Source organism: Corallococcus macrosporus, from assembly GCF_017302985.1.
Lineage (GTDB): Bacteria > Myxococcota > Myxococcia > Myxococcales > Myxococcaceae > Corallococcus > Corallococcus macrosporus_A.
In genome coordinates this window covers 3,127,320-3,151,973 of the sequence record NZ_JAFIMU010000007.1, presented here as the reverse complement: position 1 = coordinate 3,151,973, position 24,654 = coordinate 3,127,320, and the positions used below count along the sequence as shown (strand labels likewise).

Genomic DNA, 24,654 nt, shown 5'->3' with positions numbered 1-24,654 from the left:
GCCTCCCCGCCTGCCCCTACCGGCGCAGCGCCGCCAGGGCGACACCGGGCAGCTTCCACCAGGACGGGGACTGCTCGAATTCCGTCAACCGGCGTGACAGCTCCGCCATACTCTTGTGACCCGGCACCCACGGGGGCGGGATGAGGGACGTGATGGGGGCGCGCAGGACGGCCTTCTCGATGGACTCCAGCATGAACGTGTTGTGCACCCAGCCCTGCCCGCTCTGGATGTCCCGGGGCGTCGCGGACGGGTGGCCACCCCAGGGCAGGCTGCCCAGCGCGTAGCCCGCGGCGGGCCAGGTGTTGAGGGCGACGGTGCCGTAGCGCAGCTCGCGCACCGCCTTCTCCACCGCCTCGCGCACGCGGGGGTCCCGCATCGTCTTCGGATGGACGATGAGCATCGCGTTGAGGGTGCCCCACACCTTCTCGTTGAGGAACGCGACCGCCGCCTCCAGGAAGGCCACCGGTTCGTCCGAGCCCGGCAGGCCCGTCTCCGACAGCACCGTGCACCAGGGCTCGTTGCGGAACACGCGGTCGTCCGTCTTCGCGGGGTCCACGTCCGGAATCAGCGCGTAGGCCAGGTCGCCCTCTCCCGGGTTGCCCACGAGCCGCAGGTTCGCTCGCGCGTCCGTGAACTGGTGCCAGCGCTCCTGCGCGCCCGGGTAGTACGCGCGGCGCACGGGCGCCTGGCCCAGGCTGGCCTGGATGCGGTCCACCAGCGCGCCGCGCCGGGCCCAGTCCTTCGGCTGCACCAGCAGCTTCGCCGCGTTGCAGTTGAAGGACGCGTTGTTGGACACCATGCCGGCGATGTCGTCCGCCTGGAAGCGCAGCTCGCCGTCCGAGTATGGCCCCGGCACCACCACCACGGGGGAGATGTTCCCCAGCTCGCTGGAGACGTGCTTCGCGAGCAGCGGCTCGTTCTTGCGCCGGCGCTCGTCGGACTCCGGGCCGGGCGGGCCCCACACGAGCGCGTCGTGGGTCTTGTCGCTGCCGGTGATGTGCACCTCGTCCACCGCGGCGTGGTGGACCAGCTGCGCGCCCTCCTCCGCGCCGCCGTACACGATGGCCAGCGCGTCGCGCGCGACGAGCGGGGCGAAGGCCTGCTCCAGGAACGGGCCCAGGTACGCGTTGACGGGGTTCATCTTGAGCACGCAGACGGTGCCCTCGACGAAGAGCTTGTAGAGGCAGTCCAGGGGCGGGATGGAGTTGACGTTGCCGCCGCCCAGCACCGCGCAGACGCGGCCCTTGTGGGGCTTCTTGTAGAAGGACGCCTGGTGGTCGCGCAGGTTGTCCGCGGTGACGCCGGGCTGGAAGTAGACCTCGCCCGTGGTGGCGGGCAGCAGCATCCCCTCCAGCCTGTCCTTGGGGAACAGGCGCGCGGCGAGCCGGCCGTCCTCCAGCGTGCGCAGGTGCTTCCGGGGGATGACGGGCACGCCGTGCTTCTGGATGTCCTTGAGCGATTCGGACAGCAGGCGCAGCGTGCGCACCACCACCATGGGCCCGGCGAGCCACTCCTCACCCGCGAGTGGACCGCCAGGGTCGATTCCCTTCGCCTCGCAGGCCGCGCGCACGCTGGGCTCCGCGATGGCGACGTACGCGTGGCGCAGGCTCTCCAGGAGCCGGATGCGCTCCGTCAGGGCGAGCTTCGCCCACGCGCTCGAGCCCTCACGGACCCGGCGCACCAGGATGTCGATGGTGGTGCGTGACGTGAACTGCGGGACGGCGGCGGACATGGCGACCTCCGAGACAGGCTTCACACCGGGTCCCGGTATAGGGAACCCCCGCGTGCGCCGTCACCGGGTGGCCGCGCCCTCCGTCCTCAGGTGGGCAGGGGCTCGGCCAGGCCCTTGCGGATGGCCTCGTCGATGACGGCCATGACCTTCTTCATGTTCTCGCGGCTGCGGGCCGCCTGCTGCATGCCCAGCTCCGCCTGCTGCTCGCCCAGCTTGCCCTGCTCCTCGCCCAGCTTGCCCTGCTCCTCGCCCAGGGCCTCCATCTTCTGGCTGAGGGCCTCCTGCTCCTTGTCCAGGCCCTCCAGCTCCTGGTCGAAGGAGTCGTCGCGCTTGTCGAGCTCCGCCTCCTTGCGGTCGCGCTCGGGGCTGTCCGGCTGGGCGTGGAGGCGGGCGCGCTCCATGGCGATCTCCGCGCGCTTGGACGCGATGGCGGCGTGCTTCGCGGCGATCTGGGACATGGGGTAGGCCAGCTCCGCCTGCTTCTGGCCCAGGGCGGCCTGCTTCTGGCCCAGGGCGGCCTGCTTCTCACCGAGCGCGCCCTGCGAGTCCCCCAGCTTGCGGTCGTCCTCCATCAGCTTGCGCACCTGCTCCAGCGTCTTCGCGTCGCGGATCAACATGGGCTTGTTGTCGCGGCGCACGAAGAGCAGGTCCTTGCCCTGCTGCTTGAAGGTGCGCGCCAGGTACAGGTCGTCCGTGGAGCCGGCCATCATCGTGCGGCCGTCGGAGAGGTACGCGAAGGTGTCGCCGTCCTCGATGTCCACGGGCGCGGGAGGCGCGGGCGGAGCCGGGGGACGCGGCGCGGCCGCGAGCATGGGAGGCGCGGGCGGCATCGAGGCCCGAGGGCCACCGACCGGCGGCATCGGGGCCAGCGCGCCACGGGCCGGAGGCGCGGGGGGCACGGGCGGCACCGGGGCCAGCTTGCCACCCGTGGGCGGAGCGACGGGCGCGGGAGGCGCGGGCGGCGCGACGTGCGTGGTGAACTGCTGCGTGGTCGGCTTCCCCGGCGTGGGAGGAGGCAGCGCGGGCAGCGCGGGCAGCGGCGGTGCGTCCGCGGGCGTGCCGGGCGCCTTCGCGGTGTGCTCCGTCACGGTGGGCTTCGCACCGGGCTTCGGCGCGGCGTCCTCGGGCAGTTGCCGCACGGTGCCCACCTTCACGGGGGCGGGGGCCGCGTCCTTCGCGGCGGGAGCGGTGCTCTCCGCGGGCGCCTTGGCGACGACCTGGAAGGGCATCAGGACCACGGCGCCGAGGGCGAACAGCGCACCCTTCAGCCACCGGCGGGGTTGGGTGGGGACGACGTCGACATGTTCCAGCATGCGGAGCCTCCTGTGCAGCGCGTGAAGGTGGGCCGACGCCCCAAGCGCCGCTGCGCTGCCGGGGGGCCGGGTGATGCCAAAGGCAATCAACAGCTCGCCGTAGTCCGCGGGCTCCGCGCCGGTGAGGCGCAGCGCCTCCGCGTCGCACGCCTCTTCCCGGGCGAGCGCGTACTCACGGGCCGCCTGGCGCGCGAGCGGGTGGAAGAAGAGGACCGTCTCCGCCAGCGCCGGCACCCAGCCCAGCCACAGGTCCCCGCGACGCAGGTGCGCCACCTCATGCGCCAGCGCCATGCGCAGCGCGTCCTCCGGCAGGTCGCGCACCGCCTTCGCGGGCAGCACGATGACCGGCGACACGAGCCCCGCCGCCAGCGGGCTCACCACCTCGTCCGACACGAGCAGCGTGGGCGGACGGCGAAGGCCCGCCTCGTTCGCGAGGAACTCCGCCTCCTCCTCCAGCACCGGGTGACGGAAGGGCCGCGCACGCTCGCGCATGCCTCGCACCTGGCGATACGCCTGCACGTGCCCCCGCACCTTCCAGACCACGCCCGCGCCCCACAGGGCGAGCAGCGCCCACGCCAGGCTCACCGTCCACGGATGCGCGCGCAGCGACTCCCACGCGCCCCGGACGAACGCCCCGAGCCGCGCCCCGTGCGAGGGGGCCTCCACCGGGGGCGCCACGGTCCGCGACACCTGGATGCGCGTGGCGGCGCCCTGCGTTTCGGGCGCCGTGCGCATCGCAATCACCACGGTGGGCGTCTGGGATTGCGCCACGCCCATGCTGGACGTCTGGGATTGCGCCGCGGCCGTGCCCTCCACGGGCAGCAGCGCGAGCGGCATGGGCTTGGGCCAGCCCAGCGTGAGCACGAACTTGAGGGCCACCAGCCACCACAGGCCCGCGCGCAGGGCCGCGGGCAGGCGCGGCAGGGCCCGGGCCACGGCCCAGACGACCAGCGCGCACAGCGCCCCCTGCCACGAGGCGCGCCACACCGACTCCGACCACGACGACCACCACGGCGAGGTCACGAGAGGCGACATGGGGCTCACTCCTTCCGCTTCTGGCGCAGGCGCGCCACGACGTCCTGGAGCTGCTTCAGCTCTTCGTCGGACACGTCCTCCGTCTCCGACAGGTAGGTCACGAACGGCGACAGCGAGCCGCTGAGCGTGCGCTGCACGAAGTTCCCTACGACGTCGCGCAGCAGCTCTTGCGTCGCCACCGGCGAGGCGTACTGGAACACCCCGTCCACCTTGCTCCGGGTCAGGTGCCCCTTGAGCCGCAGGCGCTCCATCACCGTCAGGATGGTGGAGCGCGCCAGCCCCTGCGCCTCACCGAAGCGCTCGGCCACCTCGCCCACGGTCGCCGGCCCGTGCTCGGCCACGTACCGCAGCACCGCCAGCTCCTGCTCTCCCACCGGCTTCTTCATGCGCCCATCCCTCATGACGACAGCTGTAGTCAGAAAGGAAGGTACGCCTGACTACAGCCGTAGTCAAGCCGATGAAAGGGCACCGTTTGCTCGCGTCACCTGACCGGCTCCGGGGCGCCTGCCCGCCCGGCTGCTCAGGAGCGTGCCAGTTGGGAGGAGCCCGTGTGTGTCCTTGTCTCTGTCGGAAGGACAACCAGATTTCTTCCAGCCGACGACTTCAAACCCGACACACACGGAGAGTTCCCATGAAGCTCCCTCTGTTCGCGGCCATCGCCGCCCTGTCGCTGTACGGTTGCAGCCACTCCTCCAGCGCGCGTGAGGCCTCGTCTCCGGAGGCAGGCGCCATTGGCGGCTCGGGCAGCGCGGGCAGCACCCAGGACACGAGCGGGAGCATCGACTCCTCGTCCTCGGACTCCTCCAGCCAGGAGCTGCCCGGTGAGACGGGCAACGTCAGCGACCTGGAGAAGCGCGACCGCATGGACGCGCCCACCGTCTACGAGGGCGAGGCCACCGGTGGCTCCGGCGCTCCGGACGAGGCCGTGAAGACGAAGGACGGCCAGAAGTGGGACGTGCAGCAGAACACGCCCACCGACCTGGGCGACACCCAGGCCCCGTCCGGCGCGGTGAACCAGAACCGCGACCCCAATGAGAAGGGCAACCTGGGCACCGAGGGCGGCACCGGCGGCTCCGGCTCCACGAGCTCCGACGGCAAGAGCGAAGTGAAGGACGTGAGCGGCGAGACCGAGTCCGGCGCCCTCAACAGCGACACCGACGACTCCAGCACCGACAGCTCCAAGGTCGAGTCCGGCGCCACGCCCGACCCCACCAACTAGCCTCGCGCCCCACGTGAGGGCGGATACCCGGTAAAGCCCGCTCGCGGGCCGCGCCGGGTATTCGTCTGTCCACTCCGCGCCGCGCCAACTAGAGTGAGCACCAATGACTGGTGCTCCCCTCGTGGCCCTGCTCGCCCTGCTTCAATCCCAGTCCTCCAGCGTGGAGGAGGTCCCCAATGATCCGCAGGAGACGTACTCCGCGCCGGAGTCCTCGGGGAGCTCGGGCGGCTCGGGAGGCATCGGCTTCCGGGCGCTCCTGGAGGTGGGGCCGCTGAGCTTCCCGTCCGGGACACCCGGCGGGGAGCAGGACCTCTTCGGGTACGCGTACCCCTCACTCGGCGTGGACGGCGGAGACGACTTCGCGTTCATGCTGGGCGCGCCGCTGCGCTTCCGGCTGCTGGACAACGAACCGAAGCAGAAGGACCAGGACTACGGCGCGTGGCTGCGGCGCCAGGACTGGGACGAGCGCAGCGACTACGGCCAGGTGGTGCGCCTGCTGCGCATTGGCGACGAGTCCGGCCGCTTCGGCCTGCGCGTGCAGCCGTTCCTGGAGGAGTCCCTGGGGCGCGGCTACCTGGTGAACCGCTACGACAACCAGCTCAACCCGGACTACCACCCGGCGGGCGGCACGCTGTCGTTCACCGCGGGGCCCGCGCGTGTGCAACTGCTGGCCAGCGACGTGCTCGCCGCGCGCGTGTTCTCCGGCGAGCTGCTGCTGGACATCGGCCGCATCGCCAGCGACAGCGAGGGGAACTTCGACCGCTACATGGTGCGCGCCTCCGCGGCGCACGACTTCGGCGAGGCCGGCGGCGTGACGCCCGCGGCCACGCTCGCGTCGGTGGGCGGCGAGTTCGCCATGTACAAGGGCGAGCGGCTGCGCTCGTGGGCCCTGCTCGCCGGCGGCGCGCGGCTCAACGAGGGCGCACAGGACGTGGGCGCCCTGCTGGGCGTCGCGTTCGAGGGCAACTTCAAGGGCACGCAGCTGAGCGTCACCGTGCAGGGACGCCGGCAGGGCGGTGGCTTCCGCTTCGGCTACTTCGGCGCGGGCTATGAGCTGTCGCGCTTCTCCGCGGTGGGCCTCTCCGAGGAGCCCCAGTCGGACCAGCGCGTGCCCAAGGACTTCTCCGGCTACCTGGAGCTGTCCGTGGCGCGCGGCGACGGGCCGGACTCCACGGAGGTGGTGGCCAGCGGCGCCGTGGAGTACTCCGCCTTCGGCCGCGCGGACGGCGACCTGTCCCTGAGCTTCAGCAGCCCGGGCGGCAAGTCGCGCGGCATCGCGCGCGTCGTGGTGATGGGCCTGGGTGACAAGCCCCGCTACTCGGTGGCGGCGGAGTTCCGTCAGCGCGTGCTGCCCGCGATGTACGTCTGGGGCGCCGGCGCCACGGTGCACTTCCCGCAGCCGGATGGCGTGCTGGTGCGCGGCGTGAGCGCGGGCGCTGGCGTGGGCGTGGACTTCGCCCGTTAGTCGCCAGGCCGCGCGCCCACCCTGCTCAGTTCCCTAGCGTCCCGCCCTCCTCCTGCACGGGAGCGCAGGGCAGGATGGCGCTGTGCCGGGTGGTGTCACACGGCTTGCCCACCAGCCACCGCGACAAGAGGCGCACGCCGGAAGCGAAGAGGCCGTCGTCGCCCTTGTGCAGGGCCTCGAAGAGGGACTCGTCCAGCACCGACTCCTCCGGGTCGATGAGGAACTCCTCCGGCTCCAGCGGCTTGAAGAGCGGGTTCTGGTCGAACACCGTCTCCAGCGGGTGCGGACGCAGCCGGTGCTGTCCGTCGTGGGCCAGCGCGTCCAGCGTCTCCACCATGTGCGTCGCGGCCACCAGCGGGCGCAGCGCGGCCGGACCCGCGAGGCCCACGTGCTCCGCCATCAGGGACACGCGCACGCGGCGGATGGCGCGCGACACGTCGTCTCCGGGTGCCTGCGCCTCCCAGCTCAGGTTCAGCTCCGAGTCCAACCCCAGGCTGCGGTTGGTGGTGTTCGCGGACCCGATGGTCATGAACGTGTCATCCACGATGAGGACCTTCGAGTGGATGTACGTGAAGACGTCCGAGCCGTCCTCGTCCTTGGCCGCCGAGCCGTACACCGCGAAGCCGTGGCCCGTTTCGGAGGCCACCTCGCGCAGCGCGCGCAACAGGCGCACCTGGGCCACGCCCATGGCGATCTGCTCGCGCAGCGCTTCGGGCTGACGGGGCAGCACCAGCATCACCTGGAGCCGGGGCCGTCCGGCCGCGCGCATGCGTTTGACGAGCGCGTCGTAGATGGCGCGCGAGGAGAAGTACTGATTCTCGATGTAGATGAAGCGCTCGGCCGCGTCGATGGCGTCCACGTACAGCGCGCGGATCTCCTGCACCTCCGCTTGCGGCGGCAGGAGGGTCTTTCCAAAAGTGCGGCTGATGGCCACCGGGCCCGGAGGCGCGGGCATCGTCGCTTCAAAAGTCATGTCGTCGCGGTTCACGGGCTCCAGGTGGATTTCACCACCACCCGAGTGCGCCCAGCGGGCCTCGAACAGCTCCGCGAGCGGCTTCACCGCGGGGCCGGTCAGCACCGTCTGCACGTCGTGGTAGGGCCCGTGCGGGTCCCGTCCGGAGTCACAGCGCAGCTTCGAGCGCGCGGGATGATCCCGGTCGTCCCAGCGGCAGTCGCACACGTCCATGCCGCCGGTGAACGCCATCACGCCGTCGACGACGACGAGCTTCTGGTGATGGGCGCCGTAGAGCGGGCTGGACGAGTCGAAGCGGAAGCGCAGCCGCTCGTTCGTGGTCCAGTTGAAGAGCACGTTCTGCATCCACTCGCGCTCCATGGCGAGCAGCATGCTGAAGTCCCAGGCGAGGATGTAGACGTGCAGCTCCGGGTTCTCCCGGCACATCTGATCCAACAGCGGCAGCAGCCGGACCTCGCCGCCGTTCGCCTCTTCCAGGTCCTCACCGCGCAGCAACGTGACGTCGCTGTCGAACTGCCAACCGGTGATGACGATGGAGCGGCGGGCCTTCCGGATGGCCCGATACAGCTCTCGGTAGTAGTCCCGGGCGTCCACCAGCACGCCCGCGTCATGCGTTTCCGTCCGCGTCCAGCAATTGCGTCCGGGGATGAGAATGGGTTTCACGTCGGTCACCTGGCCCTGGAGTGGATTCCCTGATGTCGTCCGCGCCCGGCCGGCGGAAGCATCACCCCACGAAGACAATGTGCTTGCCGGTCGCCAGCGTCATGTCGGTCGAGGAGACAACCTTGGCCACCTTGCGAGCCTCGCCGCCCACGGTGTCGAAGGCCGCGGCGATCAGGTCGCCGAGCGTCACCTGCACGCGCTTCGCCTGCTTGCCAGCGGAGGACACGGCCTTGACCGTCTTCGCCTTCATCTGACGGGCCTTGCGCTGGATGGTCTGCTTCTGGGTCTTGGTCGCCATGGTCTTTGTCTCCTGAGGATGAAGTGTCTGCCCGTCTGCGTGATGTGCCGTACCGCCCCGTACCGCCCGTCCTGCCGTGCTGCCCCTGCCCCGTCCCGCCCTTACCGCCCCGACCCGCCCTGCCCCGTCCTGCCTTTGCTGCCCCGTACCGCCCCGTGCTGCCCCGACCCCGTCCCGCCCGTACCGCCCCGACCCGCCCTGCCCCGTACCGCCCCGTCCTGCCTTGCTGCCCCGACCCCGTCCCGCCCGTACCGCCCCGTGCTGCCCCGTCCTGCCTTTGCTGCCCCGACCCGCCCTGCCCCGTACCGCCCCGTGCTGCCCCGCCCCGCCCCGCCGCCCTGCCCGCCCACCGTCCCGCCCGTCCTGCCCTCAGACCCAAGAGCAACTGCCGTGCCGTCGCCCAACCCAGCGTTTTCCGAGGGAAGAAAGCCGAGGGAATGCCCTGAGCATTTGGGAGGACTGACTTTCTTTCAGCCCGGCTCCAGGTAGTTCCGCCCTCTTTCCTGCCCCGCGGTCGCAGGCACACCCCGGCGCACGTCGAACGTGGGACGGAGCGCTCCGACACCGGGACAGCACACCGCCCACGCAGGGGTGGATGTGCGAGGAGTGGGGAAGATTCAGCAGGAGTGGGACCCTGACGCGGGGCCGCCCGGGGAACAGGGGGCCTTCCAGGCGTCAGGGAGGTGCTTCCACCGGACGGCGCCTGCCCGAGGGCGGCGCGCATCCGTCACGGCTCACGACAACGGCTACTTCGAGGGCGGCACCAGGACGAGGATGAGCTCGCCGCCCACGTGCTTGCCGGCCTTCTGGTACACGGCGCCCTGGCGACCCAGCTCCACCTCCACGGAGGACTGGTTCGGGATGATGACGCGCAGCGTGGCGCTGCCGTCCTTCATGCCCAGCAGCTGGAGCGACGCGTTGGTCCCGTTGGGGAGCTTCACTTCGGTGGGCTTCTGGGCGCCCACCTCCACCGTGTCCAGCGACATGCGCTTGAAGGAGGTGAAGCTGAAGTTCTGCTTCTGGAACGCCTCCTTCATCTTGCCGAGCTCCGGCGGGTCCACCACCGTGCCCTTGTTGGAGGCCAGCACCACCTCCACCTGGACCTTCACCTTCTGCTCCTGGGCGGAGGCCACCGCCGGCCCCAGCACCAGGCCCACGGCGAACAGCAGTGCCAGCACCGCCCACGTCGGCTTCGTCATAGCGCTCCTCCGGTGGGCCGCGGCGGGACGGACGGCGCCGGCGACGGCTGCCCTTCCTCGCCCTCCGGCTCCACGCTCGATTCCTGGCCTTCCACCGCGCCCGGCTTCTTCTGCTGCCCGGCGGCGCCCTTCACGGTGTCCGGAGCCTCCTCCTGCTCGTCCACCATCCAGATGATGGAGCCGCCGCCTTCCGTCTCCATCACCACCGGGGCCACGCGGGCGCCCTGGTAGGACTGGATGGACTTCACCGTCATGCGCTCGGCGGCGTAGCCCTCCGGCGCGTTGTCGCGCAGCACCAGCGGCAGCGCCACCAGCAGCACCACCGCGGCGGTGGCCAGCGAGGAGATCATCGCCGTGCGCTGGTAGAGGAACATCTCCGACAGGGCCAGCCGCAGCCGTTCGATGAGGGGCGGCTTCTCCGGCGTCACCCGGGCCATCACCTTCTGGGCGAAGTCCTTGAAGTCGACGTCGTCCACCGCCATGTCCAGGCCCACCCGCAGCAGCCCGGACTCGGCGCGCAGGTCCGCCGCGCGGCCCGTGCAATCCCGGCAGGCGGCCAGGTGCCGCTCCACGTTGACGCGCTCCCCGGGAGCGAGTTCACCGTCGATGTAGGGAGACAGGAGCGGTACGAAACGCTCACACGCGGGATTTCCGGCCATACTCTTCACCCTGCGGGCTGGTGGGAATTCGTCGGTGGGGACGCGCTCGGCCCCACAGATATTCGAGGAGGCCTTTCTGGCACCCTCATTCGTTGCCCACCCCGCTCTTGGCTTCGTCCAGCTCCAGGTAATCTCCCAGGATTTTCTGCACCTTGGCGCGCGCGTGGAACAGGCGGCTCATCACCGTGCCCTTGGGGATGTCCAGCGTGCGGGCCAGGTCCTCGTAGGACATTCCCTCGATTTCGCGCAGCAGGAGGATGGCGCGGTGCTTCTCCGGCACCGTGGCCAGGGCCTCCTGGATCTTCTCCGCCAGCTCCTTGCGCAGGGCGCTCTTCTGGGGGTTCGTCCCCAGGCGGCTGCCCAGCGCGCCGATGCGGGCCTCGGAGAGGTCCACGTCCTGCGTCTCGTCGAACTCCACGGCCTCGCCGCCGCCGCGGCGCTTGCGCAGCACGTCGATGCAGATGTTGGACGTGATGCGGTAGAGCCACGTGTAGAAGGACGCGTCGCCCTTGAAGTGGTCCAGGTACTTGTAGACCTTGACGAACGCCTCCTGGGAGACGTCCATCGCCTCCTCCTTGTCCTTCAGCATTCCGAGCGCGACGGCATACACCTTGCGCTGGTAACGCTCGACGAGGAGCTTGAAGGCGCGCTGGTCCCCGCTGCGGACGCGCTTGACGAGTGTAAGGTCGTCGGTGGCCAAGAGAGTGCGGCACCGTACCACAGGCCGCGCGAACCCCAAGGCTTTCGACGCGGCCCGTCGCTTCTAGAGCGAGCTGACGAGCGCGATGGCGGCCAGGGCCACGCCCACCATGGCCAGGACCGCCCCGAACACCATGCGGTCCCACTGCGCCTGGGAGACGGCGGAGTCCTCCGTGTCCTCTCCGGCCCGGAAGGCGTGGAGCACGTTCCAGAACATCCGGCCGCCCAGCCGGCGGTCGGTGCGGTTGCGGTCGTGGGGGTCGTCGTTCTGGAGGGGCTGGCCCTGGGCGTCCCGGCGCACGAAGGGGCCGGGCAGGGGCTGGTAGAGGCCGGGGGTGAGCGGGGCGGCCTGCTCCGAGTGGCGCACGTCGGGCGGGGGCTCCAGCCGGACGGCGTCCGCGCGCTCGCGGGCCTCCCCGGGGGTGGGCGCGTCCATCACCCAGAGCCCGGCCTCCACGCCGTTCTGCCCGGTGTGGGCGTCCTGGAGCCCGGCGAAGCCCTGGTCCTTGAGGGCCTGCGCGAAGGCGGCCTTCGCCTCCGGCGCGGGCGGGTGCTGGGCGGCGGCTTCCGCGTAGGCCGCGAAGAAGGCCCAGAGGCGGGCCACCCGGTCCGACGAGGGCAGCGACGAGGGCCGCACCTGCGCGGCCAAGAGCGCCCCGTCCGACGCGAAGCGCTTGCCCACCGCGAGCTGATCCCCCAGGTCCTCCAGGTCGGAGGGGATGAGCGACTCCACGTCCAGCACCGGTCCGCGCGCCTCGCCCGCGCCCAGGTAGGGGCTGGCGGTGGTGGGAGCGGAGCCGGGCGTCCGGAAGCCGTCGCCGGCCTTGCGCCGGGGGGGTTGGGGGGTGGCGGTGCCCGGAGACTCGAAGCCCGTGCCGGCGTCCGCGCGCGGCGGCCGCGTCGTGCCGCCGCCCTTGTCGGTGCGAGGGGGCAGCGGGCCCCGGGTGGGAACGCCGACGCGGACCGAGCGCGCGCCCACGTCCTGGGTCGTGCCGTCCGCGGAGTCGCCGGGCTCCAGGCCTTCGCCGCCGGCCTCCAACCCCTCGCCGGGCAGCGTGGGCTCTCCAGGCTCCAGCGGCGCGCCGCCGTCCACTTCCGGCGGGAGCCCCACGGGCGGGGCCCCGATGCGGGTGCGGTCGCCGGGCGACGTGGTGGGGGTGGAGGTCTCCATCCCGTCATCGCGGAACGGAGAGGCCGGCGACGAGGGCGCGGGCGCCGAGGGCCCACCTCCGGAGCGGGGCCCGCCGGGGCCGTGAGTCCCACCTCCACGGGGGCCGCGGATGTCGCCGACGTTTCCCATGGCCTGGATTCTCTCACAACGAGAACCCGGAGTTGCATGGGGGGCTACTCCCCCTCGTGCTCGACCTCCACGGGGGTGGTCATCCCGTTGGCGTCCAGACGGATGCGGTAGAGGGCGTTGAGGCCGTCGCCGTCCGTGTCCGCGCGGGCGAGGCAGGACACCTCCGGCTCGCCCACGGGGCTCTCCTCCACCCGCACCTCGTACTGCAGGTGCACGGCGGGGCCGGGGTCGAAGCCGATGCGGCGGAAGTCCTCGTGGTCCTTCGGGAAGGGCACGGCCTCGCCGCGCTGGGGCACGGGGACGGGATAGGGCGCGATGGTCACGTAGTCGCCGTGCTCGTCACGGAAGCCCTGCACCGCGTCGCACAGCGCCAGCACCTGGATGCGGGCCTCGTTGGCCACCTGCTCCGGGGACGCGGCCCCGCCCTTCATCGCGGAGAACCGGAAGATGAAGAGCGCGGTGGCGGCCATCGCCGCGAACACGGTGACGGCGATGCCCAGGCGCACGCCGGTGTTGCGCGGGCGCGCGGGGCCGGGCGTGGGCTCGCCGGGCTGCGGTGCCGTGGACATCAGGCCCACTCCCGGGGATTGCGCAGCACCTCCACCAGCCGGGCCTCCGGGGTGCCGGGCTCCGGGTGGTAGTCGTAGCGCCAGCGCACGCGCGGCGGCAGCGACATGAGGATGGACTCCGTGCGCCCCTGCGTCTCCAGGCCGAAGATGGTGCCCCGGTCGTAGACGAGGTTGAACTCCACGTAGCGGCCCCGGCGCACCTCCTGCCAGAAGCGCTGCGCCTCCGTCACCGGCGTGTCCTTGTGCTTCTGGGCGATGGGCAGGTACGCGGGGATGAAGCTGTTGCCGCACGCCTGCACGAAGGCGAACTCGCGCTCCAGCTCGCCGCCCATGTTCTCGAAGAAGAGGCCGCCCACGCCGCGCGCCTCACCGCGGTGGCGCAGGTGGAAGTAGTGGTCGCACGCGGCCTTGAAGCGCGGGTAGTACGTGGGGTCGTGCGCGTCGCACGCGGCCTTGTGCGTGCGGTGGAAGTGGGCCGCGTCCTCGTCGTCCAGGTAGTACGGCGTCAGGTCCGCGCCGCCGCCGAACCAGGCCCGGCCGCCCTGGTGGATGAAGCGGTAGTTGGCGTGCACGGTGGGCACGTGCGGGCTTCGCGGGTGCAGCACCAGCGACAGGCCGCCGGCCCAGAAGGTGCGGCCCTCGCCCTGGAGCTTCTTCGCGAAGGCCTCTTCCAGCTCGCCGTGGACGATGGAGATGTTGACGCCCGCCTTCTCCAGGACGGCGCCCTCCTCCAGCACGCGGCTGCGGCCACCGCCGCCGCCCGGGCGGGTCCACGCGTCCTCGCGGAAGCGGCCCTGGCCGTCCAGCGTCTCCAGCGCGCCACAGATGTCGTCCTGGAGCTTCTGGATGAAGGCGGCCATGCGCCCCTTCAAGCCCTCCACGTCCACCGTCGCCGTCATGCCCGTTGTCTCCCTTTCGCGGGGTTGAACGGGCGGACACACTACTAGGGGCCCTGGGCGGACGGGGCCTCGAAGTCCACGGGAGGCGTGGACGGCGCCAGGTTGCCCGCTGCATCGAAGGCCTCGATGCGCGCGCGGTAGCTGCGGCCGTCCTCCAGCGCGAACGCCCCGCCGCAGGCCTCATGGCCCAGATAAGCGGTGTTGCCCTGCACGGGCAGCAGGTACTGCTGGGGGGACAGGCCCAGGCGGCGCGGCGACAGCTTCACCACCAGGAAGGCGGGGCTCTCCTCGCGCAGCGCCAGGTTGAGCTTCACGAAGCGCGCGATGCCCTGGGGCGAGCGGCGCACGAAGCCCTCCGACACCGCGGGGCGCTTCACCCACTTGGGGGCCTTCGCGTCCGGCCCCTTGCCGCTCAGCCACGAGGGCTGCGCGCCCACCTGGCCGTTGAGCAGCGACACGTTGGGGAGCACCTCCTGCAGGTTCAGGAAGTAGCGCTTGTCGGGCTGCATCGGCTCCGCGAGCTTGAGGATGATGGTCGCGCGGCCCAGCGAGCTCTCCCAGCCCTTGGTGACCTTGAGCTTCACCTCGTGGTCGGTGGAGACCAGCTTCAGCGGCTTGCCCACCAGCCCCAGCACGGGCGACTTCGCGGTGCCCACGCCCTCCAGCAACAGGCGCATGTTGGTGGGGACGATGCCTCCGGGCGCGGGATACAGCTGCACGCCGTCCCCCGTGCACTGGGCGGAGGCGTGGGCGGCGGACAGCAGGGCAGCGGCGAACACGAGGGCTCGGAACACGATGCCGCGCAGTGTGCGCCGGGAACGGCCGCCAGGGAAAGTCCTGGATGACCCGCCGTGTCAGTGCCGGGGGCCTTCTTCCTCGTCCAGCGGGACGGGGCCGTAGCGCGACTCGTAGCGCTGCACGCTCTCCTGGAGCGCCTTCAGCAGGCGCTTCGCGTGGCGCGGGCTGGTGATGATGCGCGAGCGGACGCGGGCCAGCGGCTGCTGCGGCTGGACATAGAGGAAGTCCAGGACGAACTCCGAGTCCGTGTGGTTCACCAGGACCAGGTTGCTGTACTGACCGTTGGAGACCTCTTCGGTCATCTGCACCTGGAGCTGCACTTCGGGAGGCTTCGTCGGAGTGTCCGCCATGAGGCAGGCGGCATAGCGCCTGGGGCCCGCCGTGGCCAGTGTCCTCCCCGTGAGCACGCGCTGGCGGGACATCGACGGGGAGTCCACCGCGCCCTTCGCGCTGGGGCGGGGGCCGGACGCCTGCCTGCTGCTGCATGGCTTCACCGGCAGCCCATGGGAGGTGCGCCCCCTGGGCGAGGCCCTGGCCGCCCGGGGGATGCGCGTCGTGGCGCCCCGGCTTCCGGGCCACGGCACCACGCCGGAGGCGATGCTGCGCGTGGACTACCGCGACTGGCAGGCGTGCGCGGACCAGGCGCTGGCCTCGCTCTCCGGGTACCGCCGCGTGTTCGTCGCCGGACTGTCCATGGGCGCGCTGCTGGCGCTGCGGCTGGCCGCGAACCAACCGGAGGCCGTGCACGCGCTGGCGCTGGTGGCGCCCGCCATCCGCTTCCGGGGCGCGCGCATGGCGCTGGTGCGCCAGCTGTGCCGCACGCCGCTGCTCGAGTGGACGACGCCCTGGGTGGACAAGGGCGGCACGGACATCTCCGACCCGGAGGCCCTGGCGCAGGCGCCGGTGCTGCCCGCGTTCCCGGTGGCCCGGCTGCGCGACCTGTGCACGCTCCAGGACCTGGCGGTGGTGGACGCGGCCCGCGTGCGCTGCCCGGTGCTGGTGGCCACCGCGGAGCAGGACCACGTGGTGGATCCCGAGGGCGGACGCTGGCTCGCGCGGCGGATGACGGCGTCCCCGGCGGTGCGGCTCGTCGCCTATCCGGAGGGCTTCCACATCATCCCGCGCGACGTGTGCGGAGCGCGGCTGTCCCGGGAGGTGGGCGACTTCCTCCAGCCGTGGCGTGAGGACTTCAGGAGCTCGCCGGAGGACCTGGCGCAAGACGCGCCACCGCCGTGAGCAGCTCCACCGCGTCCAGCGGCTTGGTGACGAAGGCGCTGAACCCCGCGCGCAGGGCCCGGTCGCGGTCCTCGCGGCGCGCGGCGGCGGTGACGGCGAGCGCGGGCACGCCGCCTCCGGAATCCCACGGCAGCGCGCGCAGCCGGTACAGCAGCGAATAGCCGTCCTCGCCGGCCAGCGTCACGTCCGTCACCAGCACCGTGGGCGGGGAGCGGCGCACCTCGTCCATGGCGTCGGTGACGTTGGTGGCGGTGAGCACGTGCGCGCCCACGCGGGTGAGCAGCACGGACATCCACTCGCGCGCGTCCGGCTGGCCGTCCACCACCAGCACGCGCTGGCCCTCCAGCTCCGGGAAGCGCGGCAGCGTCAGCCCTTCCACGGGGCGTGGCTCACGCGAGGAGCCCGGCTTCCTGCCCACGCGCGAGTTGGGCAGCACGACGGTGAACGTGGCGCCCTTCCCCAGCCCCTCGCTGGCGGCCGTCACCGCGCCGCCGTGCAGCTCCACCAGGTGCCGCACGATGGACAGCCCCAGGCCCAGGCCGCCGTGCTGACGGCTCACGCTGGTGTCCGCCTGCTGGAAGCGCTGGAAGAGGCAGGGCAGGAAGTCGGGCGGGATGCCCTCGCCGCTGTCGCGCACCACCAGCTCCGCGCCCTCGCCGCGCGTGCGCGCGGACACCGTCACGTGGCCGCCGGGCGGGGTGAACTTGATGGCGTTGGAGAGCAGGTTCCACACCACCTGCTGCAAGCGGTCCGGGTCGCCGAAGAGCGGCACGCCGTCCGCGTCCACGGAGACGTCGAGCGTCAGCTCGCGCGCGAGCGCCGTGGGCCGCACGGCATCCAGCGCCGCCTCCACCACGCTGCCCAGCTCCAGCGGCACGGACTCCAGGCGCAGCCGGCCGCTGGCGATGCGGCTGATGTCGAGCAGGTCCTCGATGAGCTGTCTTTGCGCGCGGGCGTTGCGCTCGATGGCCTCCACCGCGCGCTGGCGCTTGTCTTCACCGAGCAGGCCCTGCCGCAGCATCTGCGACCAGCCAAGGATGGACGTGAGCGGCGTGCGCAGCTCATGGGACACCGTGGCGAGGAACGCGTCCTTGGCGCGGCTGGCGGCCTCCGCGACGCTCCGGGCCGCGCGCTCCTCGTCGTACAGCCGCGCGCGGTCCAGCGCCTGCGCGCACAGCCGGCCCACCGTCAGCAGGAAGGCGTGCTCCGCCGCGTCGAAGTCGCGCGCGTCGCCGAAGCCCAGGCCCAGCGCGCCGAACACGCGCCCGCCGCTCAACAGGGGCACCGCCGCCCACGCCTCCAGGGTCCGCTCCCGGGCCAACTGCGCGAGGCGCGGATAGCGCGCCATGCACTCCGTCCACGAGCCCAGCGCGCAGGGCTCGCGCGTGCGCGTCACGTCCGTGAGGGGGCACGTCGCGGAGACCACGAAGCGCTGCCAGCCCTCCAGCTCTCCCGGGGAGAAGCCGTGCGCGGCGGCGCGCTCGAAGACGTCCAGGGTCGCGCCCTCGGGCACCACCACCAGGCCCGTGAGGGCGCCCATCGCGAGGGCGCCTTCGCGCGCGGCCACCTCCACCACCTGCGCGGGGGTGAGCGCCTCGGAGAGCGCGGCGGTCATCGCCTGCAGGCGTTCGGTGCGCCAGGCCGCGGTGGTCCACGCGGCGCGGCGGGTGCACACGAGCTCCGTCACGTCCACCGCGAAGGCGAGCACGCCCTCCACCTCCCCTTTCGCGTCGCGGCGCGGCAGCAGGGAGAGGTTGAAGAAGAGCTCCTCGTCGCCGGGGCGCACGCGGGCGGAGGCCTCGCGCAGGTGGAGGGCGTCCCCGGTGGTGAAGACGCGGTCCCAGGCGTCGTGCCAGCCGTGGCCGACCACCAGGGGGCAGGCCTCCCGCAGCGGCAGGCCCACCTGGCCACGCGTGTCGAGCAGCGTCAGCCGCGTGGAGGTGCTGAACTCGATGAGGTGGAGGGGGCCGCGATACAGACCGAAGAAGGCGGGGAGCTGCTGAAGCAGCTCATGCAGCCTCGGAGGCACGCCGCCGGGCGCCGCGACCCACCCGGCTTGGGCATCGTTCATGTGTACGGCCCCCCCATCCCCGGCGGAAGGCAGGGCCTTCAGGCGAGAAGAGGTGACCATCAAACACCGGGACGTGCCGGATGGCACGAAAAGCAACCCCGCCAACCTGCCAGGTGTCCTGGGCTGAGCGCTCCCTGGCGCTGCTGGCGTCCAGTAGCGGGCATCCGTCTCGTACCGGCGCGGAAACGCTCCCGTGCGCCGGGCATCGGCTATGTCGGATGCCCGGCATGCCTTCCTCTCCTCCCGATTCGCGGCCCCTCGTCGAACTGCGCGCCGTCACCAAGTCCTACGCGGAAGGCGATTCCGTGCGCGAGGTGCTCTCCGGCACGTCGCTCGCCCTGCACCGGGGCGAGTTCGTGGTGCTGCTGGGCCGCAGCGGCTCCGGCAAGTCCACGCTGCTCAACCTCATCAGCGGCATCGACCAGGCGACGCACGGCGAAATCCTGGTGGAGGGCCGCGACCTGGGGCGCCTCCCGGAGCGCGACCGCACACTGCTGCGCCGCGAGCGCATCGGCTTCATCTTCCAGGCCTTCAACCTGCTGCCCACGCTGACGGTGGAGGAGAACGTGCGGCTGCCGCTGGAGCTGCTCGGCCGCTCGGGCGCGGAGGCTGGCGCGAGGGCGCGGGAGCTGCTGGGACGCGTGGGGCTGGGTGCCCGCGCGAACAGCTTCCCGGACCGGCTCTCCGGCGGCGAGCAGCAGCGCGTGGCGGTGGCGCGAGCGCTGGCTCACGCCCCGCCGCTGCTGCTGGCGGACGAGCCCACGGGCAACCTGGACGAAGAGACGGGCGGGCAGGTGCTGGACCTGCTGGAGGGGCTCACGCGGCAGGGCAACGCGTGCGCGCTCATCGTCACGCACGAGCCCGCGATGGCGGCGCGCGCGGACCGCGTGCTGACGCTGGAGCATGGACGGCTGGTGGACCGCCCTGGCGGTCGCGGCCGGGGGACGACGCCATGAGGACGCTGCTCGCGCGCTCCAGCCTGCGGCACCTGGGCGGGCACCCGTGGCTCACGGCGCTGTCGCTGCTGGGCATCGCGATGGGCGTGGCGGTGGTGGTGTCCATCGACCTGGCGAGCGGCAGCGCGCTGCGCGCCTTCGAGCAGTCCACGGACGTGGTCGCGGGCCGCGCCACGCATCAAATCACCGGCGGCACGTCGGGCCTGCCGGAGGGCGTCTACACGGCGCTGAAGCTCCGGCCGGACGCACCGGACGCGGCGCCCGTGGTGCAGGGCTTCGTGCAGGTGGAGGGCGGCAACCAGCGCACGCTCACGCTGCTGGGCCTGGATCCGTTCGCGGAAGGCCCCTTCCGGGACTTCTCCACCGGCAACGCGGTGGGCGACGTGGGCGCGCTGCTCACGCGGCCCGGCACGGTGGTGATGGGCGCGAAGACGGCGCGGGCGCTGGGCGTGAAGGCCGGGGACACGCTGCCGGTGACGGTGACGGGGCTGCGCCGGGAACTGCGCGTGTCGGCCCTGCTGACGCCCGCGCAGGAGACGACGGAGCGCGCGCTGGAGTCGCTGCTCATCGCGGACATCTCCACCGCGCAGGAGGTGCTGGGGATGGAAGGCCGGCTGACGCGCGTGGACCTGCGCCTGAAGGGCGGAGAGGCCCAGGCCGCGCCGCTGAGGGCCACACTGCCGCCGGGCGCGGAGCTGGTGCAGACCTCCGGACGCGCGGGCACGGTGGAGCAGATGACGCGCGCGTTCCGCACCAACCTCACCGCGCTGTCGCTGCTGGCGCTCGTGGTGGGGATGTTCCTCATCTACAACACGATGACGTTCTCCGTGGTGCAGCGGCGCGGGATGCTGGGCCGGCTGCGCGCGGTGGGCGTGACGCGCGGCGAGCTGTTCGCGGTGGTGCTGGGAGAGGCCCTGATGCTGGGCATCGTGGGCACCACGGCGGGGCTGCTGCTGGGCATCCTGATGGCCAGCGGCCTGGTGGGCCTCATCACCCGCACCATCAATGATTTGTACTTCGTGGTGAACGTGCGGCGTCTGTCCTTGGAGCCCTTCACGCTCATCAAGGGCCTGAGCCTGGGCCTGGGCGCGACGGTGCTGGCGGCGCTGGTGCCCGCGTGGGAGGCGGCGCGCGCGGCCCCGGTGACGGCGCTGCGGCGCTCGACGGTGGAGGACGTGTCGCGCAACCGGGCGCCCCGGCTGGCGGTGCTGGGGGTGCTCATCCTGGCCGTCGCGGCGGCGGTGCTCGCGTGGCCCACGCAGGCCCTGCTGCCCGCGTACGCGGGGCTCTTCGCCGTACTGCTGGGCAGCGCGCTGCTGGTGCCCTGGGTGACGGAGAAGCTGACGGTGGCGTCGGCGCGGCCGCTGGGCGCGCTGTTCGGTCCCCTGGGCCGCATGGCGGCGCGCGGCGTGACGGCGAGCCTGTCACGCACGGCGGTGGCGCTGGCGGCGCTGATGGTCGCGGTGGCGACGACGGTGGGCGTGGGCCTGATGGTGTCCAGCTTCCGCGGCACGGTGGCGGCGTGGCTGGAGTCCGCGTTGCAGGCGGACGTGTTCGTGTCCCCGCCGTCGCTGGTGGCGCGGCGCGGGGACTCCTCGCTGGTGCCCGGGCTCGCGGAGAAGCTGCGGTCCACCCCGGGCGTCGAGGCGAGCGGCTCCATCCGCGTCATCCACGTGCGCATCAACGACGTGGACACGGACCTGCTGGCGGTGGACTTCGCCAGGGGGCACGAGCGGACGTACCGCTTCAAGGAGGGGCGCGCGGAGGACGTGTGGCGGCAGCTGGATGCATCCCCGGATGCGCTCATCGTGTCGGAGCCCTTCGCGTTCCACCGGGACGTGCACGCGGGCGACACGCTGCGCGTCGCGACGGACAAGGGGCCGCACGACTTCCGCGTGGCGGGCGTGTACTTCGACTACGGCTCGGACGTGGGCACGGTGCTGATGCCGCGCGCGACGTACGAGCACTGGTACGAGGACCGGGGCGTGTCCGGCCTGTCCCTCTTCGCCGCGCCCGGACAGGACGTGGACGAGCTGGTGGCCCGGGTGCGCGACCGCGCGGGCGGTGAGCAGGCGTTGAACGTGCGCGCGAACCGGGCGCTGCGGCAGGCGTCCATGGAGGTCTTCGACCGCACCTTCACCATCACGCAGGTGCTGCGTCTGCTGGCCATTGGCGTCGCGTTCGTGGGCGTGCTGAGCGCGCTGATGTCGCTGCAACTGGAGCGGGCGCGCGAGTTCGCGGTGCTGCGCGCGACGGGGCTCACGCCGGGACAGCTCTGGGGCATGGTGTCGTTGCAGACGGGGCTCTTGGGATTGCTCGCGGGGTTGTTCTCCATCCCGCTGGGGCTGGCCTTGGCCTACGTGCTGGTGCACGTCATCAACCAGCGCTCGTTCGGGTGGACGTTGCAGTTGGTGGTGTCGTCCGGCGTGGTGGGACAGGCACTGGTGCTGGCCCTGGTGGCGGCGGCGCTCGCGGGGTTGTACCCGGCGTGGCGCATGGCGCGCGCGAACCCGGCCATGGCGCTGCGGGAGGAGTGAGGCATGGGGCGGGGACTCGTCATCGGGGTGGTGCTGGTGCTCGCGGCGCTGGGCGCGGCGGTGGGCGTGGTGCTGCGGGACACGGAGGACACCGGCTCCGCGAACAGCGGCGGCATGACGGTCGCGTCCGCGATGGGCGGCAACGGGAACATGGAGGGCTACGCGCGCGCGATGGAGCCCCGGCCCTTCCGCTTCCCGGAGGACCACGGCCCCCACCCCGACTTCCGCACCGAGTGGTGGTACTGGACGGGGAATCTGGAGACGCAGGACGGGCGGGCCTTCGGCTACCAGTTCACGCTGTTCCGCAGCGCGCTGGCGCCGGAGAAGCCACGGCGCGAGTCCGGCTGGGGCACGCGGCAGGTGTTCATGGGCCACTTCACGCTGACGGACGTGAGCGCGGGGCGGTTCCACGTCACGGAGCGCTTCAGCCGCGCGGCGCAGGGGCTGGCGGGCGCGGACGGGACGCCGTTCCATGTCTGGCTTCAGGACTGGGACGTGCGCGGCGAGGGCCCGGACGGCACGTGGCCCATGCACCTGCGCGCGCAGGGCGACGGCGTGACGCTGGAGCTGACGCTGGACGAGGGCAAGCCGCCGGTGCTCCAGGGTGACAAGGGCCTGAGCCAGAAGGGGCCGCAGCGGGGCAACGCGTCCTACTACTACTCGCTGTCGCGCATGCCCTCACGGGGCACGGTGTCGGTGGACGGGCAGACGGTGCAGGTGAAGGGCGAGAGCTGGATGGACCGCGAGTGGAGCACCAGCGCGCTGAGCGGCGACCAGGTGGGCTGGGACTGGTTCGCGCTCCAGTTCACCGACGGCAGCGAGCTGATGCTCTACCAGCTGCGCAAGAAGGACGGGACGAAGGACGCGTTCAGCGCGGGCACGTACGTCCCCGCGACGGGCGAGGCCGTGCACCTGCGCGCGGAGGACATGCAGTTGGAGCCACGGGGGACCTGGAAGAGTCCGCGCGGCGGCGAGTACCCGGCGGGCTGGCGCGTCCAGGTGCCGAAGGTAGCGCTGGCGCTCACCGTGACGCCGAAGCTCCCGGACCAGGAGCTGCCGGTGCTGGTGCGCTACTGGGAGGGCGCGGTGACGGTGGACGGCACGCGCGAGGGCAACCCCGTGCAGGGGCGCGGCTACCTGGAGATGACCGGGTACGCGGACTCGCCCCGGAGCGACGAGACCGTGCGCAGCCGCACTCCGTGAGTCGGCTTCCCCCGTCGTGCCTCGCGTCGGGTTGGGACGTGGCTGCGTCTCGGGACGACGCACCCGAGTGCCCCTATTTCCTACCCTGTCCGTACTTCCAGGGCTGACACGGTGTTTGCATCATGTCAGGCCATGTTCTGCCTGCGCTGCCACAAGCTCGTGAAGCTCTGCCGTTGCATGGGAGGGCCGGTCCTTCCCAAGAAGAGGCGGGCCTCCGTCCCGCCCATGGACCAGGCGCTGACGATTGAACCCTTCAATCGCTTGCAGGAGGCCCGTCAGTCCAAGTCCTCATCGGACGACTCCAAGCGCGCCCCCTCCGTGCGGGTGGAACTCCTGGAGTTCAAGCACGCCCCCAGCAGCTCTGGCGTGCAGAGCCAGGGGCTTCCCAGCACCTCTTCCTCTTCCAAGGCCGTGGTCCCCTACCAGGGTCCGCCCGTGTCCCAGGCCATCCTCCTCTTCCTGAAAGCGCAGAAGAAGATCCGCGTCTACGTCGAGGCGTCACTCAACTTCGGCCATCAGACGAACACCTTCAACATCCTCTACACGTTGCGCTCCATCGGGTATCAGGGGGCCTTCCAGATCATCGTGGCGGAAGCAGACACGGTGGATGAGCTCAAGGGCCTCTTCCCCTGGATTGCCGAGGACACGGGCATCCAGCTGGTCGGGCGCAGTGACTTCGACCGCTACGAGGAGGTCGTTCCGCTCTGCCTGACGGGAGGCTTTGACAACAACGACGAGCAGGCGCTGGAGGTCCCTCCGCTGGAGATGGGCGTCAATTGCTTCCTGGCGCTCCAGCCCTACAAGTTCGAGGTCCTGAGCATCACGAGCAAGTCGAAGCTCTACCTGCTCCCCACGGAAGCACTCGACGCGATGCCGGACGTGGATGCGATGACCACGTACGACTTCTGCAAGAAGGAACCGAAGTTCCTAGAGATGGGCTACCTGCCGCCGTTCGTCCCCGACACCTTCCTGGAATGCCAGCAACTGCTGGCGAAGAGTGCCCAGGGTTGGGAGACCGTTCAGGTCCCCCAGGACAGCAGCGAGGAGGACAAACGCCGGGCGGGCTGGCCTCGCAGGGTCCAGAGCCACCTGTGCCTCTTCTCCGTGCTGTTCTCGGGCGACTACCTCGTCGCCGGGGCGTACGGGCTGATGCGCAACTTCTCCCTGAAAGCGGATTCATCCGCGGAGATCCTCTTCCACTACGCCTCCGCGCTCGCGCTCTGCACGTTGAAGAAGCCCGCGGTCATCGTCGTGTTCCACGACACCATCAACACGGCGAAGCTCTGCCTGGCCCTGGAGAAGAACCCCCTCAAGAACGTCTTCGTCCAGCAGATGCCCAGCCTGCCCTCGGAGCAGCTCGTCCGGGGAATGCTGGATGGCGTCTTCAAAGACACCGGCATCGAGGTCCTCATCCTCGTGGTGGGACGCACGCCGCAATTGCTGTTCAACTTCTGCTTCAAGCACGCGGAGCTGCCCTGCATCTTCGAGGGCGAGGGCAGCGTGCCCCTGGCCTTCAGCCGGGGACGTCCCTTCCTCTACATGAAGGGACCCGGCGCCAAGACCGAGTCCTCCTTCTATCCGACGCTGGGTGGGAAGTACCCCGTGCTCTCCGCGTCGATCCAGAAGGTCGCCAACCTCCTGCACTCCAGCGGTATGGACTCCCAGCTGACGCTGCCCAAGCTCTTCAAGTTCTTCCAGATGGCGCTGGATGAGCACAGCAGCCTGTGTGACTACTTCCGGTTGGTGGCCGAGTTCTACGCGGACCCGGACAACAACCGCCTGTTCCAGGCCCTGGCGCGTGCCATCCAGGCACTGAAGAAGCTGGATTAG

21 protein-coding genes are annotated in these 24,654 nt (G+C 71.5%); 7 read left to right on the top strand and 14 right to left on the bottom strand.

Annotated elements, in window-relative coordinates; all coding sequences use genetic code 11:
- Positions 1-16: 16 nt before the first annotated feature.
- From JYK02_RS25530 to JYK02_RS25520, 3 genes are all read right to left on the bottom strand, one after another.
- Entirely contained in the window at positions 17-1,732 is a 1,716-nt protein-coding gene (locus JYK02_RS25530; RefSeq protein ID WP_207054763.1) for an aldehyde dehydrogenase, read from the bottom strand.
- Positions 1,733-1,818: 86 nt separating this feature from the next.
- Positions 1,819-4,080 (bottom strand): M56 family metallopeptidase, encoded by a 2,262-nt coding sequence (locus tag JYK02_RS25525; RefSeq protein WP_207054760.1) that lies wholly within the window; start codon positions 4,078-4,080, stop codon positions 1,819-1,821.
- Positions 4,081-4,085: 5 nt separating this feature from the next.
- Entirely contained in the window at positions 4,086-4,466 is a 381-nt protein-coding gene (locus JYK02_RS25520; protein ID WP_014400122.1) for a BlaI/MecI/CopY family transcriptional regulator, read from the bottom strand.
- Positions 4,467-4,711: 245 nt separating this feature from the next.
- On the opposite strand from JYK02_RS25520, the gene JYK02_RS25515 reads away from it, so the two are divergent.
- Positions 4,712-5,299 carry a hypothetical protein gene (locus JYK02_RS25515; RefSeq protein ID WP_207054758.1) on the top strand — a complete coding sequence of 196 codons (588 nt, stop codon included), beginning with the start codon at positions 4,712-4,714 and terminating at the stop codon, positions 5,297-5,299.
- A 103-nt stretch (positions 5,300-5,402) separates the two neighbouring features.
- Positions 5,403-6,764, top strand: coding sequence for a hypothetical protein (locus JYK02_RS25510; RefSeq protein WP_207054756.1), 1,362 nt, complete (start codon positions 5,403-5,405; stop codon positions 6,762-6,764).
- A 25-nt stretch (positions 6,765-6,789) separates the two neighbouring features.
- On the opposite strand, the gene JYK02_RS25505 is transcribed toward JYK02_RS25510, so the two are convergent.
- From JYK02_RS25505 to JYK02_RS25460, 10 genes are all read right to left on the bottom strand, one after another.
- Entirely contained in the window at positions 6,790-8,409 is a 1,620-nt protein-coding gene (locus JYK02_RS25505; protein WP_431603494.1) for a phospholipase D-like domain-containing protein, read from the bottom strand.
- Positions 8,410-8,461: 52 nt separating this feature from the next.
- A complete protein-coding gene (locus JYK02_RS25500; RefSeq protein ID WP_171438659.1) occupies positions 8,462-8,698 on the bottom strand; it encodes a chaperonin in 237 nt (78 codons plus the stop codon).
- A 746-nt stretch (positions 8,699-9,444) separates the two neighbouring features.
- On the bottom strand, positions 9,445-9,897 hold the full coding sequence (locus tag JYK02_RS25495) for a hypothetical protein (protein ID WP_207054752.1): 453 nt from the start codon (positions 9,895-9,897) through the stop codon (positions 9,445-9,447).
- Positions 9,894-10,556: an anti-sigma factor family protein gene (locus JYK02_RS25490; RefSeq protein ID WP_207054750.1), complete on the bottom strand. Its 663-nt coding sequence runs from the start codon at positions 10,554-10,556 to the stop codon at positions 9,894-9,896. The genes JYK02_RS25495 and JYK02_RS25490 overlap by 4 nt, the downstream gene beginning before the upstream one ends.
- Positions 10,557-10,641: 85 nt before the next feature.
- Positions 10,642-11,256 carry a sigma-70 family RNA polymerase sigma factor gene (locus JYK02_RS25485; RefSeq protein WP_207054749.1) on the bottom strand — a complete coding sequence of 205 codons (615 nt, stop codon included), beginning with the start codon at positions 11,254-11,256 and terminating at the stop codon, positions 10,642-10,644.
- A 63-nt stretch (positions 11,257-11,319) separates the two neighbouring features.
- Positions 11,320-12,426, bottom strand: coding sequence for an Immediate early protein ICP0 (locus tag JYK02_RS25480; protein ID WP_207054747.1), 1,107 nt, complete (start codon positions 12,424-12,426; stop codon positions 11,320-11,322).
- A 173-nt stretch (positions 12,427-12,599) separates the two neighbouring features.
- Positions 12,600-13,124 carry a hypothetical protein gene (locus JYK02_RS25475; protein ID WP_207054745.1) on the bottom strand — a complete coding sequence of 175 codons (525 nt, stop codon included), beginning with the start codon at positions 13,122-13,124 and terminating at the stop codon, positions 12,600-12,602.
- Positions 13,124-14,023 (bottom strand): oxygen-dependent coproporphyrinogen oxidase, encoded by a 900-nt coding sequence (hemF, locus tag JYK02_RS25470; RefSeq protein ID WP_207054743.1) that lies wholly within the window; start codon positions 14,021-14,023, stop codon positions 13,124-13,126. The genes JYK02_RS25475 and hemF overlap by 1 nt, the downstream gene beginning before the upstream one ends.
- Positions 14,024-14,067: 44 nt before the next feature.
- The gene (locus JYK02_RS25465) at positions 14,068-14,820 is read right to left on the bottom strand and encodes a hypothetical protein (protein ID WP_431603502.1); all 753 of its coding nucleotides are present in this window, start codon (positions 14,818-14,820) and stop codon (positions 14,068-14,070) included.
- Between the two features lie 57 nt (positions 14,821-14,877).
- Positions 14,878-15,171, bottom strand: a complete 294-nt coding sequence (locus JYK02_RS25460; protein WP_207054741.1) for a DUF3467 domain-containing protein — start codon at positions 15,169-15,171, stop codon at positions 14,878-14,880.
- 70 nt (positions 15,172-15,241) lie between these two features.
- Between JYK02_RS25460 and JYK02_RS25455 the strand changes: the two genes are divergently transcribed.
- Entirely contained in the window at positions 15,242-16,057 is an 816-nt protein-coding gene (locus JYK02_RS25455) for an alpha/beta fold hydrolase (RefSeq protein WP_207055324.1), read from the top strand.
- Here the strand turns inward: JYK02_RS25455 and JYK02_RS25450 are convergent.
- The gene (locus JYK02_RS25450) at positions 16,011-18,128 is read right to left on the bottom strand and encodes a hybrid sensor histidine kinase/response regulator (protein WP_207054739.1); all 2,118 of its coding nucleotides are present in this window, start codon (positions 18,126-18,128) and stop codon (positions 16,011-16,013) included. The two genes, JYK02_RS25455 and JYK02_RS25450, sit on opposite strands and share 47 nt — an antisense overlap.
- Positions 18,129-18,355: 227 nt before the next feature.
- Between JYK02_RS25450 and JYK02_RS25445 the strand changes: the two genes are divergently transcribed.
- The 4 genes from JYK02_RS25445 (at position 18,356) to JYK02_RS25430 (ending at position 24,654) form a co-directional block, all read left to right on the top strand.
- Entirely contained in the window at positions 18,356-19,084 is a 729-nt protein-coding gene (locus JYK02_RS25445; protein ID WP_207054737.1) for an ABC transporter ATP-binding protein, read from the top strand.
- Positions 19,081-21,621, top strand: coding sequence for an FtsX-like permease family protein (locus JYK02_RS25440; protein WP_207054735.1), 2,541 nt, complete (start codon positions 19,081-19,083; stop codon positions 21,619-21,621). The genes JYK02_RS25445 and JYK02_RS25440 overlap by 4 nt, the downstream gene beginning before the upstream one ends.
- A 3-nt stretch (positions 21,622-21,624) precedes the next feature.
- On the top strand, positions 21,625-22,824 hold the full coding sequence (locus JYK02_RS25435; protein WP_207054733.1) for a lipocalin-like domain-containing protein: 1,200 nt from the start codon (positions 21,625-21,627) through the stop codon (positions 22,822-22,824).
- Positions 22,825-23,049: 225 nt separating this feature from the next.
- Positions 23,050-24,654, top strand: coding sequence for a hypothetical protein (locus JYK02_RS25430; protein WP_207054731.1), 1,605 nt, complete (start codon positions 23,050-23,052; stop codon positions 24,652-24,654).